17 protein-coding genes and 1 pseudogene are annotated in these 13,396 nt (G+C 71.9%); 11 read left to right on the top strand and 7 right to left on the bottom strand.

The window, feature by feature from the left end; genetic code table 11:
• Positions 1–79: 79 nt before the first annotated feature.
• Together ACRYCC_RS21175 and ACRYCC_RS21170 are read left to right on the top strand one after the other, a co-directional pair.
• On the top strand, positions 80–631 hold the full coding sequence (locus tag ACRYCC_RS21175) for a GNAT family N-acetyltransferase (protein ID WP_433815035.1): 552 nt from the start codon (positions 80–82) through the stop codon (positions 629–631).
• A gap of 119 nt (positions 632–750) precedes the next feature.
• Positions 751–1,023 (top strand): GlsB/YeaQ/YmgE family stress response membrane protein, encoded by a 273-nt coding sequence (locus ACRYCC_RS21170; RefSeq protein ID WP_433815033.1) that lies wholly within the window; start codon positions 751–753, stop codon positions 1,021–1,023.
• A 58-nt stretch (positions 1,024–1,081) separates the two neighbouring features.
• On the opposite strand, the gene ACRYCC_RS21165 is transcribed toward ACRYCC_RS21170, so the two are convergent.
• Both ACRYCC_RS21165 and ACRYCC_RS21160 read right to left on the bottom strand, forming a co-directional pair.
• Positions 1,082–1,462 (bottom strand): STAS domain-containing protein, encoded by a 381-nt coding sequence (locus tag ACRYCC_RS21165; protein WP_433814580.1) that lies wholly within the window; start codon positions 1,460–1,462, stop codon positions 1,082–1,084.
• Between the two features lie 165 nt (positions 1,463–1,627).
• Entirely contained in the window at positions 1,628–2,350 is a 723-nt protein-coding gene (locus ACRYCC_RS21160) for an ANTAR domain-containing protein (RefSeq protein WP_433814578.1), read from the bottom strand.
• Between the two features lie 227 nt (positions 2,351–2,577).
• Here ACRYCC_RS21160 and ACRYCC_RS21155 point away from each other — a divergent pair, with 227 nt between their 5' ends.
• Both ACRYCC_RS21155 and ACRYCC_RS21150 read left to right on the top strand, forming a co-directional pair.
• Entirely contained in the window at positions 2,578–3,573 is a 996-nt protein-coding gene (locus tag ACRYCC_RS21155; protein WP_433814576.1) for an alpha/beta hydrolase, read from the top strand.
• 71 nt (positions 3,574–3,644) lie between these two features.
• Complete coding sequence (locus tag ACRYCC_RS21150; protein WP_433814575.1) at positions 3,645–4,661, top strand: helix-turn-helix domain-containing protein; 1,017 nt, start codon at positions 3,645–3,647, stop codon at positions 4,659–4,661.
• Between the two features lie 10 nt (positions 4,662–4,671).
• Here the strand turns inward: ACRYCC_RS21150 and ACRYCC_RS21145 are convergent, their stop codons facing one another.
• Positions 4,672–5,112, bottom strand: a complete 441-nt coding sequence (locus tag ACRYCC_RS21145; protein ID WP_433814573.1) for a type II toxin-antitoxin system PemK/MazF family toxin — start codon at positions 5,110–5,112, stop codon at positions 4,672–4,674.
• Between the two features lie 111 nt (positions 5,113–5,223).
• Here ACRYCC_RS21145 and ACRYCC_RS21140 point away from each other — a divergent pair, with 111 nt between their 5' ends.
• Positions 5,224–6,192, top strand: a complete 969-nt coding sequence (locus ACRYCC_RS21140) for a pirin family protein (protein WP_433814571.1) — start codon at positions 5,224–5,226, stop codon at positions 6,190–6,192.
• A gap of 15 nt (positions 6,193–6,207) precedes the next feature.
• Here the strand turns inward: ACRYCC_RS21140 and ACRYCC_RS21135 are convergent, their stop codons facing one another.
• Positions 6,208–6,543 carry a tetratricopeptide repeat protein gene (locus ACRYCC_RS21135; RefSeq protein WP_433814569.1) on the bottom strand — a complete coding sequence of 112 codons (336 nt, stop codon included), beginning with the start codon at positions 6,541–6,543 and terminating at the stop codon, positions 6,208–6,210.
• A 223-nt stretch (positions 6,544–6,766) separates the two neighbouring features.
• Here ACRYCC_RS21135 and ACRYCC_RS21130 point away from each other — a divergent pair, with 223 nt between their 5' ends.
• Together ACRYCC_RS21130 and ACRYCC_RS21125 are read left to right on the top strand one after the other, a co-directional pair.
• Positions 6,767–6,928: a hypothetical protein gene (locus tag ACRYCC_RS21130; protein WP_433814568.1), complete on the top strand. Its 162-nt coding sequence runs from the start codon at positions 6,767–6,769 to the stop codon at positions 6,926–6,928.
• Between the two features lie 35 nt (positions 6,929–6,963).
• Positions 6,964–7,290 (top strand): YciI family protein, encoded by a 327-nt coding sequence (locus ACRYCC_RS21125; protein ID WP_433814566.1) that lies wholly within the window; start codon positions 6,964–6,966, stop codon positions 7,288–7,290.
• A 138-nt stretch (positions 7,291–7,428) separates the two neighbouring features.
• On the opposite strand, the gene ACRYCC_RS21120 is transcribed toward ACRYCC_RS21125, so the two are convergent.
• Complete coding sequence (locus tag ACRYCC_RS21120; RefSeq protein ID WP_433814564.1) at positions 7,429–8,214, bottom strand: trypsin-like serine protease; 786 nt, start codon at positions 8,212–8,214, stop codon at positions 7,429–7,431.
• Between the two features lie 285 nt (positions 8,215–8,499).
• On the opposite strand from ACRYCC_RS21120, the gene ACRYCC_RS21115 reads away from it, so the two are divergent.
• On the top strand, positions 8,500–10,044 hold the full coding sequence (locus ACRYCC_RS21115) for an acyl-CoA synthetase (protein WP_433814563.1): 1,545 nt from the start codon (positions 8,500–8,502) through the stop codon (positions 10,042–10,044).
• 43 nt (positions 10,045–10,087) lie between these two features.
• Here ACRYCC_RS21115 and ACRYCC_RS21110 read toward each other — a convergent pair whose 3' ends face one another.
• A complete protein-coding gene (locus ACRYCC_RS21110) occupies positions 10,088–10,279 on the bottom strand; it encodes a DUF2795 domain-containing protein (protein WP_433814561.1) in 192 nt (63 codons plus the stop codon).
• A gap of 30 nt (positions 10,280–10,309) precedes the next feature.
• A complete protein-coding gene (locus tag ACRYCC_RS21105; protein WP_433814559.1) occupies positions 10,310–10,747 on the bottom strand; it encodes an SPW repeat protein in 438 nt (145 codons plus the stop codon).
• 192 nt (positions 10,748–10,939) lie between these two features.
• Here ACRYCC_RS21105 and ACRYCC_RS21100 point away from each other — a divergent pair, with 192 nt between their 5' ends.
• The 3 genes and pseudogenes from ACRYCC_RS21100 (at position 10,940) to ACRYCC_RS21090 (ending at position 13,375) form a co-directional block, all read left to right on the top strand.
• A complete protein-coding gene (locus ACRYCC_RS21100) occupies positions 10,940–11,362 on the top strand; it encodes a PPC domain-containing DNA-binding protein (protein ID WP_433814558.1) in 423 nt (140 codons plus the stop codon).
• Positions 11,363–11,472: 110 nt separating this feature from the next.
• Positions 11,473–11,811: pseudogene (locus ACRYCC_RS21095) on the top strand (STAS domain-containing protein); the annotation flags it as partial.
• A 109-nt stretch (positions 11,812–11,920) separates the two neighbouring features.
• On the top strand, positions 11,921–13,375 hold the full coding sequence (locus ACRYCC_RS21090; protein WP_433814556.1) for an MFS transporter: 1,455 nt from the start codon (positions 11,921–11,923) through the stop codon (positions 13,373–13,375).
• The last annotated feature ends 21 nt before the right edge of the window (positions 13,376–13,396 follow it).

Raw genomic sequence — 13,396 nt, 5'->3', positions numbered from 1 at the left:
TCTGTCCGACTTCACGGGCCCGGCGGGCCGCTCTACGCTGGGGGCTCCCCCACCGGCCGAGGAGCCACAAGTGATCACGATGGCGGTGGCCACGCTGACCGAACCGGAGCTCGGCGAGCTGCACGGCGTCTGCGCGGCCAACCGGTCCTACTGGCGCCGCAGCGGGGAACTGGACCCCGAGAACATCACGGTCGCGGCCGTCGCGGCGATGCTCCGTGACGACCTGGCCGGGGCCGGTACGGAACTGCGGATCGCCCGGGACGAGGCGGGCCGGCTGGTCGGATTCGCCGAGATCCTGCTGGCGCATCCCGTCGACGGCGATCCCTGGATCGGCCTGCTGCTCGTGGACGGGCGGCTGCGGCGTCACGGGTACGGCCGGGCCATCGCCACCGCGCTCGAGGACCGCTTCCGGGACGAGGGCGCCGGCCGGGCCGGGCTGGCGGTGCTGGAGAACAACCCCGAGGCGCTGGCGTTCTGGACGGCACTCGGATACCGGGAGACCGACCGTCGCCCCGACCGCGACAGGGGCCGCCCCTGCATCGTCATGCACAAGAACCTGCGCGACCGCCCGCGGGCGGATCGACCGGCCGCGCACCTCACGTCCACGGGGGAACCCGCAGGCGAAGGGTGATCTCGCGGACCACGTCCGTGACGCACGTCAGGGCCCCTTGAACCGAAGATTTTCTCAGGTGCATGAACCGCCTCAAGGTGGGCACAAGCTGCCCGGCACCACCAACCGAGAGGATTGACATGCATGTCACGGGCATCATCACCGCTTTGATCTTCGGCCTCGCGATCGGCGCTCTCGGGCGCCTGGTGCTCCCCGGGCGCCAGTCGATTCCGATCTGGCTGACCGTCGTGGTCGGCATCGTCGCCGCCCTGATAGGTACCGCCATCGCCGCCGGCCTGGGCTTCGCCGACACCGACGGCATCGACTGGAGGGAACTGGCGATCCAGATCGTTCTGGCCGCGGTCGGAGTGGCCGCCGTGGCGGGCTTCTACGGCCGCCGAGCGGTGCGCTGACCGGCGGGAGCTCCCCCGAGACGCCGCACCAGCTCTTCCGGGCGGAGGACGACCGAGCTCATCGGTCGTCCTCCGCCCGCGTTCTCGCGATGGCCGCCTCGGCCTCGGCGACGTCGGCCGCGAGGGCGACCGTCCGGGTCACCCCCGTGCTCCGGCAGACGGCGCGCACCTGCCCGCCCTCGGGCAGCACGACGTGCAGGGGGATCGTCAGGGTGGTCGCACGGATGTGGGCGCGCAGCAGCGCCTCGACGCCGTTGGCGTCGCAGAACCGGCAGGCCGACAGGTCCACGATCACGGCGGGCACGCCGCTGCCGAGCAACCTCAGCAGGGCGATACGGATGCCAGGGGCGTTGGTGCCGTCCACCTCCGCGGGGAAGACGGCCACGGCGTGCTCGCCGGTGCGCCGCACCTGAAGGTCACCCGGAGTCGCCCGCCGCATCGCCGCCCCTTACTCATGCCGGGAACACAAGGCGGCCGCGCTGCTGGACCGATACCGCCGAGCGTCGCGCACGGCAGGTCAGCCCTCAGGATGCGACAGCGCCGGCGAGCGCGTCAAATGCACGTCCGGCCGGGGACGGCCGCCCGTCCCCGGGACGGCCGGCGGTCAGCGGGCGGAGTGCGCGACGACCGAGTCGAGCACCGAACGGGCCACGTCACGGAGCCTGCGGTTGGTGTGCTGGGACTGGATCACCAGCAGCTCGAACGCCTGCTCGGCGTTCACCCCGTGCCGGGTCATCAGCACGCCCTTGGCCTGGTCGATGTCGGCGCGGGAGGACAGCGCCGCGGTCATGTGACCGACCAGTTCCCGGGAGCGGTGGTAACGGCGGGCGTTCATGATCGCGCCTGAGGCGGCGGTGGTGAACACGGTGAGCAGCGCCTCGTCCAGCGGGTCGAAGGCGTTGGGCTCGGTTCCGGCCAGGTTCACCGCCCCCAGCACCACGGGATCGTCGCCGTCCAGCAGCAGCGGCGCCGACAGGTACGCGAGCATCCCCGCCGCCTCGGCCGCCCGGGCGAACGCCGGCCATCGGTCCCGTACCTCGGACACCCGCACCAGCATCGGGCGGCGTTGCCGGGCCGCCTGCACGCACGGTCCTTCGCCGGCGTCGTACTGGGCCTGGTCGATGTCGATCACGCTCTGTTCGGTGGCCGCCGCGGTACGCGTGTGATCACCGGTCATCACCGTGATGCTGACGTGGGAGGCGTCCGGCATCGACTGGACCGCCATGGCGGTCAGCCGTTCCAGCACCTCGTCCAGGTCCTCCTCCTCGTCGAGCAGCCCCTGCAGGTCCTCCAGGTGCGCGCTGAGGTCCTCCAACCTCGCCGTCATCTCACCGTCAGGCTCTTCCGCGTGTGCGTTCACCCCCCTTTGTTACACCCCCTCGGCGGATCCGGGGAGATGCCCGCGAAGGCCGCCTCGAGGCTCGGGCGGGAGGAGCGCACCGTCCCCGCCGATCGGCGGGTAATGCCCGCCGTACGGCGCTGCCGGCGGTCGCCGGGCCGGTGTTACGGTCACCGGACGTCACAGTGCAGTGATCTCGAGACTGGGAGAAGCCGATGTCGATCAGCCCGCAGTCCTCCCTCCCCGGCCCGCCGCCTCCGTTCGACGTCGAGCTGGCCGCCGCCCTCGACGTGCTGCACGAGCAGATGTCGCCGGAGCTCCTGCCGGAGATGATCTCCGCCATGCGGCAGGGCCAGCAACTGATGCCGCTGCCGGACGAGGAGCTGCGCCGCGACGGCGCCTTCGAGATCGAGGACCGTGCCGTGCCCGGCCCCCCGGGAGCGCCCGACATCTCCGTCCTCATCTGCCGGCCCGCGGCCGCCACCACCCCGCTCGCCGCCGTCTACCACGTGCACGGCGGCGGGATGGTCATCGGTGACAACCGCACCGGGATGCCGGACGTGCTCGACTGGGCGCAGGAGTTCGGGCTCGCCGTCGTGTCGGTGGAATACCGGCTGGCTCCCGAGCATCCGCATCCCGCCCCGGTGGAGGACTGCTACGCGGGGCTGGTGTGGATGGCCGAGCACGCCGAGGAGCTCGGCATCGACCGGGACCGGATCGTCATCGCCGGGGCCAGCGCGGGCGGGGGCCTCTCCGCCGCCGTCGCGCTGCTCGCCCGCGACCGGGGCGGGCCCGCGCTGGCCGGGCAGATGCTCCTCTGCCCGATGCTCGACGACCGCAACGACACCCCGTCCAGCCTCCAGATGGCAGGCCTGGGCATCTGGGACCGCACCGCCAACGACACCGGGTGGACGGCGCTGCTCGGTGCGCGGCGCGGGGGGCCGGACGTCTCCCCGTACGCCGCCCCGGCGCGGGCCACGGATCTGTCCGGGCTGCCTCCGGCCTTCATCGACGTCGGTTCCGCGGAGACCTTCCGCGACGAGGACGTCGCCTACGCCGGCCGTCTCTGGCAGGCCGGCGGGCAGGCGGAGCTGCACGTGTGGCCGGGTGGCTTCCACGGGTTCGACCTCATGGCCCCGCAGGCCAGGCTGTCCCAGGAGGCCAAGGCGGCGCGGGTACGCTGGCTGCACCGGCTGCTGAGCGGAGCCTGACCGGGGCGGTGGTGACGTGCCCCACCCGGGATCGGGCGGCGCCGGCCGGTCGGACCAGGGGAGGGTGGGCCATGCGGGAGCTCGCCGGCCGGCTCGCGGCGCTCGATCCCGACGCCGCCGGAGCGGTTCAGGTGATCGCCTACTTCGATCGGCTGGTCGACGGGCGCGCGGGCCTCGAGGCGCTCGTGCGCGGGGCCGCGGTGCTGTCCGGCCACCCGGCCCGGCTGGTGGACGGCGAACGCCGGATAGCGGTGCGGGTCGAGGCCGACGGGCACCGCCGGGACGACCCGGATCCCCCTGATCCGGCCTGGCCCGGCGCGCCGCTGGCACCCGGCGGATCCCCGGCCCTGTGGCTGGAGCGCACCGGCCCCGCCGGCGCCATGGACGCGATGATCCTGGAGCGGCTCGCCGCCGCCGTGCGCGTCGTGCTCGACCGGACCCGCGGCCGGTCGGTCCCGAGCGGCTCGTTCCCCGATCCCGCCTCGGTCGAGGTGGTCCTGGACGCCTCCGCCCCGGAGGAGGCCCGGCTGCACGCGGCCCGCCGTCTCGGCCTGGGCCTTGCCGTGCCGGCCCGCGCGGTGGCGCTGCCGGGCGGTGAGGCGCGGGTCGAGTCGGTGCCAGGGCCGGGCACTCCCCCGGCGCGGCCCGGCGGCACGCGCGCGGGCGTCGGGCCGGCGGTGCCCGTCGCCGACCTGCCGGCGTCCTGGGCCGCCGCGCGCACCGCCCTGCGCCTGACCGCGGAGGGCACCGAGCAGGACCCGGGGCCGCGGGTGGTCCACGCGGACGAGCTCGGCGGTCTCGCCGTGCTGGCCGCCGCCGTCACCCCCGGCGCGGCGGCCGTGCCCGATGTCCGCGCGCTGGAGCACGCCGGGTCGGCGGCGCGGTGGGTGCTGGTCACGCTGGACGCGGTCGCCTCCCACTCCAGCCTGCGGGCCGCCGCGACGGCGCTGCACGTCCACCACTCCACGCTCCAGGAGCGGCTGGCGCACGCCGAGCAGCTGCTCGGCTGGCCCGTCCGCGATCCGCACGGGCGGCTGCGCCTGCAGCTCGCGCTCGCCCTCCGGCGCCTGCACCGGCCTGATCGGTGAGGACCGCCTGCTACCTGGTGGCCTTCCAGCCGTGCAGCCTCATCAGGACGGCCGCGACGCGGGCGAAGCGCTCCGGGTCGAGCACCGCGCCCTCCCGGCGGATGTCGTCCTCGTCCAGCGCGAAGACCCGATCGAGCCGCAGCGAGGAGCGCCGGTCCTCGCGGTCCCAGCCTCCTGAGCCGAGGTCCAGCCAGTCACGGGAGTCACCGTGGTCGCGGCTGGACAGCATCATGGCCAGCAGCCTGCGTCCGGCCCGGCCGACGACGAGCAACGGCCGGTCCTTGCCGCGGCTCGGGTCCTCCTCGTACGGCACCCAGGCCCAGACGATCTCCCCGGGGTCGGCGAGCCCGTCCATGTCCGGGCGATACTCCAGCGTCGCCGCCCGCTCCAGGGAGTACACCTCTGTCACCGCGCCGCGCAGGGGCCGCGGATCCTCACCGTGATCAAGCATCCGGGCAGCGTATCCCCAAACGGCGCCGGGCGGCCCAGACCTGGGCGATCGCGCCTGCACGTCCTCGTACAGTGAGCTTGACCGGTTTGTCGCTATCAGGAGGAAACCCGCATGAGCGATCTCGATCTGCGGCCCGCCCCGGCCGTGTGCGGTGGCCGGGAGGGCGTCCCGGGCGGGCCCGTGCGGGAGCTGCTGACCGGGCGGGAGGTCCCGCTCGGGGAGAGCACCCGGGTACGCCGCCTGCTGCCCAACCTGGGACGGCGGATGATCGGCGCCTGGTGCTTCATCGACCACTACGGCCCGGACGACATCGTCGACGGCCCGGGCATGCGGGTGCCGCCGCATCCGCACACGGGACTGCAGACGGTGAGCTGGCTGCACGACGGCGAGGTGCTGCACCGCGACAGCCTGGGCAGCCTGCAGCGGGTACGGCCCCGGGAGCTGGGGCTGATGACCTCGGGACGGGCGATCGCGCATTCGGAGGAGTCACCCGCCGGCCACCCCGCCACCCTGCACGGAGCACAGCTGTGGGTGGCCCTGCCCGACGAGCACCGCCACGTGGCCCCGTCCTTCGAGCACCACGCCGAGCTGCCCGTGGTCACCGGCCCGGGCCTGCGGGCGACGGTGATCATGGGTGCGCTGGACGGGGCGGACTCGCCGGGCACGGCGTACTCGCCGCTCATGGGCGCCGACCTGGCGCTGGCGGAGGGGGCCGACGTCCGGCTGCCGCTCGAGCCGGACTTCGAGTACGCCGCGCTGGCCATGTCGGGCGCGGTGGACGTGGACGGGGTACGGGTGGTGCCGAACTCCCTGCTCTACCTCGGCTGCGGCCGCTCCGAGCTGCGGCTGCGCGCGGAGACGGCCGGCGGCCTGATGCTGCTGGGCGGTGAGCCGTTCGCGGAGAAGCTCGTCATGTGGTGGAACTTCGTCGGCCGCACCGGCGCGGAGATCGCGGAGTTCCGCGCCGCCTGGAACGACGGCGACGAGCGGTTCGGCGAGGTCCAGGGCTACAGCGGCGCCCGGCTGGTCGCCCCGTCCCTCCCCGCCACTCCCCTCATCCCTCGTGGACGCACCCGCTGACCGGACCGCGCGGTGTCAGGCCCGGCCGGCGGCGCCCTCGGTCAGCTCCGCGCCCATCGCGTGCGCGAGCCTGCGGTACCGCCCGGCCTCACCCGGCCGGTTCCGCCGCTCCAGGGTGCGGGCGAGCGCCTCGTACGCCCAGCCGTTCGCCGGGTCGATCTCGATCAGCCGGAGGAAGGTCTCCTCTGCGCGGCCCAGCTGCGCGCTGTGGAAGTAGGCCCGGCCGAGCAGCTCGGTGGCCGCGCGGTTGGCCGGCTCCCGCTCGACGATGGGCGCCAGGATGCGTCCCGCCGCCGCGTAGTCCTTGAAGTCGAAGAACATCGACGCGCGCTGGAAATCGAGGTAGCTCATGGGTCGTGCTCCTTCCCGGAGCCGTACGCGAGGACTCGCCGCACGGCGCCGGTGTAACCGGGCCGGGACGCCGCTTGTTCCCGGGCCGTCACGGGGCCGGGAAGACCGGCGGCGATCCGGGGCGGGCGGGGTGTCCCTGGCGGTCGTTCCCATTCGTCGTCGTAGTGCCGACTCGATGGAGGAGGTCCCCACCCGGGGCACCGGAACGACAGGAGAACCCGTCATGCCCGACCTGATCGCAGCGCCCTTCGCCCTGGCGCTCACCCGTGAGCTGTGCCGGTCCGCCCTGCCCGGCGCCCCCGTCGTGGCCCCGCGCCGGCCCCGGCGCCGGTGGCTTCGCCGGCGTAGCATGCCTGCCCCGCACCGCTTCGGCGGTCACCTCTGACCGTCCTGATCCCACCCCGTACGAGAGGAAGATCCATGAAGTACATGCTGCTGATCTGCGCCGACGAGTCCCTCCAGGTGAGCCCCGAACAGGCCTCGGTCGAGCCCTGGCTCGCGGAGATGGAGGGGCGGGGGGTGCGCCTGCACGGTGACCGCCTGCGTCCCGTCGGCGACGCCACCACGGTACGGGTGCGCGGCGGCGAGACGCTGCTCACCGACGGGCCGTTCGCCGAGACGAAGGAACAGATCGCCGGCTACGACGTGATCGACTGCGCGGATCTCGACGAGGCGATCGAGGTGGCGTCCAAGCACCCCGTCGCCGCCTTCGGGACCGTCGAGGTCCGGCCGTTCTGGCAGGGGTGACCGCGCGCCTCCCGCACCTTGCCGGCGCGGCGCCGCAGCCCTGACCAGCGGCCATGACACCCCCGCCCCGCAACAACACTTCGTGATCATGCAATCGATCGTCGATCGATTGCATGATCACGAAGGGTGGGGCGCAGGTCAGGGGAGCGTGACGAACCTGCCGAGGAACTTGCGCGCCGAGGGGCTGTCCAGCCGGTAGTCGAAGTTGGCCGCCTTGCACGCGTCGTCGTCCCCGCTGATGCTCGTGGCGACGAGCAGGTCGTCCTGGCCGGCCCCCTCCAGGAAGTTGGGTCCGCCGGAGTCGCCGTAGCAGCTTCCGCCGTCGCCGCGCGCGCGGTTCAGGTCCAGCCGGAGCCACGACCGGCTGAGGGAGTCGAAGGAGATCGAGGTCCGGTACCGCGTGTCGGTGTAGGTGAACTTCTGCTTCCCATGCGCTCCCCTGGTCGGGTTCAGCGAGCCGAATCCGACCGGGGTGAACCGCGCCGTCTTCAGCTCGCCCTCGGCCTTGAGCCGGTCGAGCATGCCCGCGGCGGGCAGTCTGGCGGGCTTGATGTTCGGGACCGCGGTGCCGAAGACGACCACGGCGATGTCATACATGTCTGACTTGCTGCCCTTGTAGCGCGAGTCGGCCACGTAGCGGCCCTCGTAGACGGGCGCGCCGGGCCGGTAGTGGCTGGAGAAGGAGACCTTGACCGTCTTGCGCTTGGGCTCCCCGCAGTGCGCGGCAGTGAGGAACACGGTCGGCGAGATCAGCGTGCCGGTGCAGTAGGACCAGGTGCCGTCGGGATACGGCTCGTCACCGATGAGGGCACCCACCTCCGGATGGGCGTTGCCGTCGGGGGATCCATTGGTGATGGCCCACGCCGGCGAGGCGATCCCGGCGATGAGAGCAGCAATAAGTATGACAAAGGGGACAAAACGCATGCCCGCACTTTAGCCGCCCATGGCGGCATTTACGAAAGATCGAAAAAGATCTACCTACGCACCTGACCTGGGGATACGTCCGTACGACGTACCGGGCGTCCGGAACGGGGAAGGTGCACCGGGGCGGGCGGCCGGGGGAACCGGCCCCGCCGGCCGGCCCCGCCTTGACCAGGACCGAACCTCGTTCTAGTCTCCCTGGAGATCGGGCAGGTCAGTCCTGCGACCACGGTTGCCATGCCGGTCCCCGCCGCCCCCCGGCGCACCGGCCGAGGAGGTCTGCCGCTCATGCACCTGGGATCCGTGGCCGCCGAGCATCCGGACCGACCAGCGGTGATCATGGCCGGGTCGGGGAGGTCCGTCAGTTACGCCGAGCTGGACGCCGCGGCCAACCGGCTGGCGCACGTGCTGTACGACGCCGGGCTGCGGCCGGGCGACCACATCGCCTTCATGCTGGAGAACCGGTGGGAGTTCCTGGCCGTCGCGTGGGCGGCGCAGCGATCCGGGCTCTACTACACGCCGGTCGGCTCCCGGCTGCAGGCCGACGAGCTCGCCTACATCGTCGACAACTGCGAGGCCCGGGTCTTCATCGCCTCGGCCGCGGTCGCCGACGTGGCGGCCAAGATCACAGCGGGCACGCCGCGGGTCGGCCTGCGCCTGATGCTGGACGGCACGGTGGACGGCTTCACCTCCTACGAGGACACCACCTCGGCCGCGCCGGCCACGCCGCTCCCCGACGAGGTCGAGGGCATGGACATGCTGTACTCCTCGGGCACCACGGGGCGCCCCAAGGGGGTCAAGCCGCCGCTGCCGCTGGTCCCGATGGGCACGCCGAACGCGCTCACCCAGCTGATCTCGCTGCTGTTCCCGCCCGACGGCTCCTCGGTCTACCTCTCGCCGGCGCCGCTCTACCACGCGGCCCCGCTGCGCTACTGCATGAGCCTCCAGCGGTTCGGCGCGACCATCGTCGTCATGGAACGGTTCGATCCCGAACAGGCCCTCCAGGCGATCGAGACCTACCGGGTGACGCACAGCCAGTGGGTGCCGACCATGTTCATCCGGATGCTCAAGCTGCCCGCCGAGGTCCGCGGACGCTACGACCTGTCCAGCATGCGGTACGCCGTCCACGCCGCCGCCCCCTGCCCGATCCCGGTCAAGGAGCAGATGATCGAGTGGTGGGGGCCGGTGCTGCACGAGTACTACGCGGGCACCGAGGGCAACTGCTTCGTCTACACCGGCTCCGCCGACTGGCTGGCGCACAAGGGCACCGTCGGGCGCCCGCTCCTGGGCGTGGTGCACGTGTGCGACGCGGCCGGGGACGAGGTGCCGGCCGGCGAGGTGGGCACGCTGTACTTCTCCGACGGCCCGTCCTTCGAATACCACGGCGACCAGGCCAAGACCGCCTCCTCGCGGGACCCGCAGGGCAGGGGGTGGACCACGCTGGGGGACGTCGGCTACGTCGACGCCGACGGCTTCCTGTTCCTCACCGACCGCCTGTCTCACATGATCATCAGTGGCGGGGTGAACATCTACCCGCAGGAGGCCGAGAACATCCTGGCCGTCCATCCCCAGGTGGCCGACGTGGCGGTCATCGGCGTACCTGATCCGGAGATGGGCGAGCAGGTCAAGGCCGTGGTCCAGCCGGCGGGCGAGGCGGGGCCCCTGCTGGAGCAGGAGCTGATCGCGTACTGCCGCGAACGCCTCGCCCACTACAAGTGCCCGAAGTCGATCGACTTCCGGGACGAGCTCCCCCGCCATCCCACCGGCAAGCTGCTCAAGCGGGTGCTCCGCGACGAGTACGCCGCGGAGCACCCGGTGGACGCCGCCTCGTAACGGCCCCGCACCCGCGGTACGGGACCGTTACGATCACTCAGATTCAGGACTTGGCGACGGCCTGGCTGACCTCGTTGGGCCCCTCGTACCTGCGGTCGGGGATGCCGCTCAGAGCCTGCAGCGCATCCTTGTCGGCACGCTTGTTCCTGGCGTGCTCGACGAGCTCCTTCTTGCTTGCGGGGTAGTCCATGCCGGACAGGTACTTCTGCACCTTGACGAACTCGGCCTGAGCCATGGTGCCCTCCTCCGGGAGTTGGGCCGGCGGCTACCTCTGGCGCTGCCCGGTGCCCCGCGGCATGCCGAGGGCCGTGGTGACGAGCCCGAGGACGAGGATCAACGCACCGACGATCACGTTGTTCCAGATGGTCCTGGTGGTGGCCATGTCGCCTCTCATCACCCACGGGGCGATGATCGTCCACGCGCCGATGACGGCCGGTACCCAGGCGATCCCGTGGGTGCGCCCGAACGCCGAGCTGAACCCCAGCGCCAGTGCCGCGACCGCGAGCCCCGTGATGAGGTTGTTCAGGCTGAGCGGGCCGCGGTCCGCGAATCCCACGATCCACGGGGAGATCGCGAGGTAGATCCCGCTGAGCAGCGTTAACCCGTCCACCAACTGCGCGATCGGGCTCTCCGCCGCGATCTCGTATCGAGCGCGCATCGACACGAGGTCGGGATGCCGATCGATGTCTGCGGGGTGGGTCATGACCACACCACCTTCCGGGTGACAGTGGGACGGGACCTTCACCCGTCCCGCTCGACTGTTTTCCCCGGCCAGAAAGGCAGCACACCGACAGGTCGGTCAAATGTCGACATACTGCCCGGCGGGTCCCCGCCGCCGGTGGATGACACGCGCGGATCTGGGCACGGATGATCCATGCGAGTTAAACGCCTGGCAATGGGTGAGGAACGGACGTACGCCGTCATTCTGGATCGTGGCGACGAGGTCATTGAATCGTTGACCGACTGGGCCACGCGGGCGGAGATACGCGCGGCACGGCTGACCGGCATCGGCGGATTCCGGCGCGTCACGCTGGGCTTCCTCGACCCTGCCCGGCGGGCCTACCAGGAGATCCCGGTCGACCAGCAGGCCGAGGTCGTGGCACTGGTCGGGGACATCGCGATGGGAGACGAGGGGCCGCAGGTGTTCGCGCAGGTCGTGGTAGGCCTGTCCGACGGCATGACCCGTGGCGGGCACCTGCTGAGCGCGGAGGTCTGGCCGACGCTGGAGGTGCTGGTGACCCAGTCGCCCGCCTACCTCGCCCGGCGGATCGACCCGGAGACCGGGCTCGCCCTGATCGATCTGGACGCCCCCGGCTGACCTCGTGGATAGAACGCCGTAATGGGGGTATGAGCGGACCCCATATCCGGCACCGGACCCGCCGGCGCCCCCGCCCCATCCCGACCCCTCACCTCGAAACGGGAGAAATCATGGACTTCGCCGTCGATCATCGCCTCCACGACAAGCTGACCATCGTCACCGTGAGCGGCGAACTCGACGTGTTCACCAGCCCGAAGCTGCGCGAGACCCTCCTGGACGTCGTCGAGGAGGGGGCGCTCCACCTGATCGTCGATCTCAGCGGTGTCGAGTTCCTCGACTCCACCGGCCTCGGCGTCCTGGTCGGCATCCACCACCGCCTCCAGGCCCACGACGGCACCATGACCTTCGTGGGCGCCAGCGAGCGCCTGCTCCGCGTCTTCCACGTCACCCGGCTCGACAAGCTGTTCGAGATCCACCCCACCCTGGACGACGCCCTGCAGCACGCCTCCGTCGCCACCGCGGAGCCGCCCGCGTCGACAGGCACCTGACCGGCGGGTCCATGGCGCCGGCGGCCGGCCGGACGGGAATGAACCGGGCTCGATGGGCAGAACACTGCTCATGAGGACAGTTGAGACGGCGATCCCGGCCAGGCTGGACCGGCTGCCCTGGGCCCGATGGCACTGGCTGATCGTGGCGGGGCTCGGCACCGTCTGGATCCTCGACGGCCTCGAGGTCAACGTGGTCGGTGTCATCGGGCCCCGGCTGACCGACGAGTCCGGTGGCCTGGGGCTGACCGACTCCGAGGTGGGCCTGGCCGCCTCGGTCTACGTGACCGGGGCCTGCCTCGGGGCGCTGCTGTTCGGGTACCTCACCGACCGGTTCGGCCGCAAGAAGCTCTTCCTGATCACGCTGGCGCTCTATCTGGCGGCCACCGTGGCGACCGCGTTCTCGATGAACCCGCTCTGGTTCTACGCCTGCCGATTCCTCACCGGCGCCGGTATCGGCGGTGAGTACGCCGCGGTGAACTCCGCCATCGACGAGCTCATCCCGGCCCGGGTGCGCGGCCGCGTCGACATCTTCATCAACGGCTCCTTCTGGATCGGCACCACGTTCGCGGCGGCCCTGTCCCTGCCGATCCTCAACTCGGCGCTGCTGCCGGCCGACCTCGGCTGGCGCGCCATGTTCGCGCTCGGAGCGGTGCTCGGGCTCGGCGTGCTGTTCGTCCGGCGGACCGTTCCGGAGAGCCCGCGCTGGCTGTTCATCCACGGCCGGCAGGACGAGGCGGAGGACATCGTCAGGGGCATCGAGCGCGAGGTGGAGAAGGAGACGGGTGAGACCCTGCCGGCCCCCGAGGGCCGGATCACCGTCCACCAGCGCCGGTCGATCGGTTTCGGCGTCATCGTCACGACGATGTTCCGCGACCATCCCCGCCGATCGCTGCTCGGCCTGGCGCTCTTCGTCGGCCAGGCCTTCCTCTACAACGCGGTCTACTTCACCTACGCCCTCGTGCTCGCCAGGTTCTTCAAGGTCCCCGACGGCCGGGTCGGCCTGTATCTGATCCCCATCGGGCTGGGCAACTTCGTCGGCGCCCTCGTCCTCGGCCGGCTCTTCGACACCCTCGGCCGCCGGACCATGATCGCGGGAACGTACGTCGCCTCGGGCGTGCTGCTGATCGGCACCGGCATCCTCTTCCGGCACGGCTCCCTGTCGGCGGCCACCCTGACGGCCTGCTGGTGCGTGGTGTTCTTCTTCGCCTCCGCGGGCGCCAGCTCCGCCTACCTGACCGTCAGCGAGATCTTCCCGATGGAGACCCGGGCCATGGCGATCGCGTTCTTCTACGCGGTCGGCACGGGACTGGGCGGCATCATCGGGCCCGCGCTGTTCGGCAGGCTGGTCGGCACCGGGAAGGTCTCCGCCGTGACCGACGGCTACTTCCTCGGCGCCGCGCTGATGATCGCGGCCGGTCTCGTCGAGCTGGCCATCGGGGTGGAGGCGGCGGGCCGCTCGCTGGAGGACATCGCCCCGCCGCTGTCCTCGCGGCAGGAGTACGCCCCCGCGGACCGGGCGGGCTGAGGCGGGACGCCGGCCGGGGCG

The sequence above is a fragment of the Actinomadura scrupuli genome (genome assembly GCF_050971785.1).
GTDB lineage: Bacteria > Actinomycetota > Actinomycetes > Streptosporangiales > Streptosporangiaceae > Actinomadura_E > Actinomadura_E scrupuli.
Note: the sequence above shows the minus strand (reverse complement) of the source record. Positions and strands in the feature narration are given on the sequence as shown.

Coding starts and splice junctions, on each gene's coding strand:
- ACRYCC_RS21175 (WP_433815035.1), top strand. CDS start 80: ATGGCGGTGGCCACGCTGACCGAACCGGAGCTCGGCGAGCTGCACGGC.
- ACRYCC_RS21170 (WP_433815033.1), top strand. CDS start 751: ATGCATGTCACGGGCATCATCACCGCTTTGATCTTCGGCCTCGCGATC.
- ACRYCC_RS21165 (WP_433814580.1), bottom strand. CDS start 1,462: ATGCGGCGGGCGACTCCGGGTGACCTTCAGGTGCGGCGCACCGGCGAG.
- ACRYCC_RS21160 (WP_433814578.1), bottom strand. CDS start 2,350: ATGACGGCGAGGTTGGAGGACCTCAGCGCGCACCTGGAGGACCTGCAG.
- ACRYCC_RS21155 (WP_433814576.1), top strand. CDS start 2,578: ATGTCGATCAGCCCGCAGTCCTCCCTCCCCGGCCCGCCGCCTCCGTTC.
- ACRYCC_RS21150 (WP_433814575.1), top strand. CDS start 3,645: ATGCGGGAGCTCGCCGGCCGGCTCGCGGCGCTCGATCCCGACGCCGCC.
- ACRYCC_RS21145 (WP_433814573.1), bottom strand. CDS start 5,112: ATGCTTGATCACGGTGAGGATCCGCGGCCCCTGCGCGGCGCGGTGACA.
- ACRYCC_RS21140 (WP_433814571.1), top strand. CDS start 5,224: ATGAGCGATCTCGATCTGCGGCCCGCCCCGGCCGTGTGCGGTGGCCGG.
- ACRYCC_RS21135 (WP_433814569.1), bottom strand. CDS start 6,543: ATGAGCTACCTCGATTTCCAGCGCGCGTCGATGTTCTTCGACTTCAAG.
- ACRYCC_RS21130 (WP_433814568.1), top strand. CDS start 6,767: ATGCCCGACCTGATCGCAGCGCCCTTCGCCCTGGCGCTCACCCGTGAG.
- ACRYCC_RS21125 (WP_433814566.1), top strand. CDS start 6,964: ATGAAGTACATGCTGCTGATCTGCGCCGACGAGTCCCTCCAGGTGAGC.
- ACRYCC_RS21120 (WP_433814564.1), bottom strand. CDS start 8,214: ATGCGTTTTGTCCCCTTTGTCATACTTATTGCTGCTCTCATCGCCGGG.
- ACRYCC_RS21115 (WP_433814563.1), top strand. CDS start 8,500: ATGCACCTGGGATCCGTGGCCGCCGAGCATCCGGACCGACCAGCGGTG.
- ACRYCC_RS21110 (WP_433814561.1), bottom strand. CDS start 10,279: ATGGCTCAGGCCGAGTTCGTCAAGGTGCAGAAGTACCTGTCCGGCATG.
- ACRYCC_RS21105 (WP_433814559.1), bottom strand. CDS start 10,747: ATGACCCACCCCGCAGACATCGATCGGCATCCCGACCTCGTGTCGATG.
- ACRYCC_RS21100 (WP_433814558.1), top strand. CDS start 10,940: ATGGGTGAGGAACGGACGTACGCCGTCATTCTGGATCGTGGCGACGAG.
- ACRYCC_RS21090 (WP_433814556.1), top strand. CDS start 11,921: ATGAGGACAGTTGAGACGGCGATCCCGGCCAGGCTGGACCGGCTGCCC.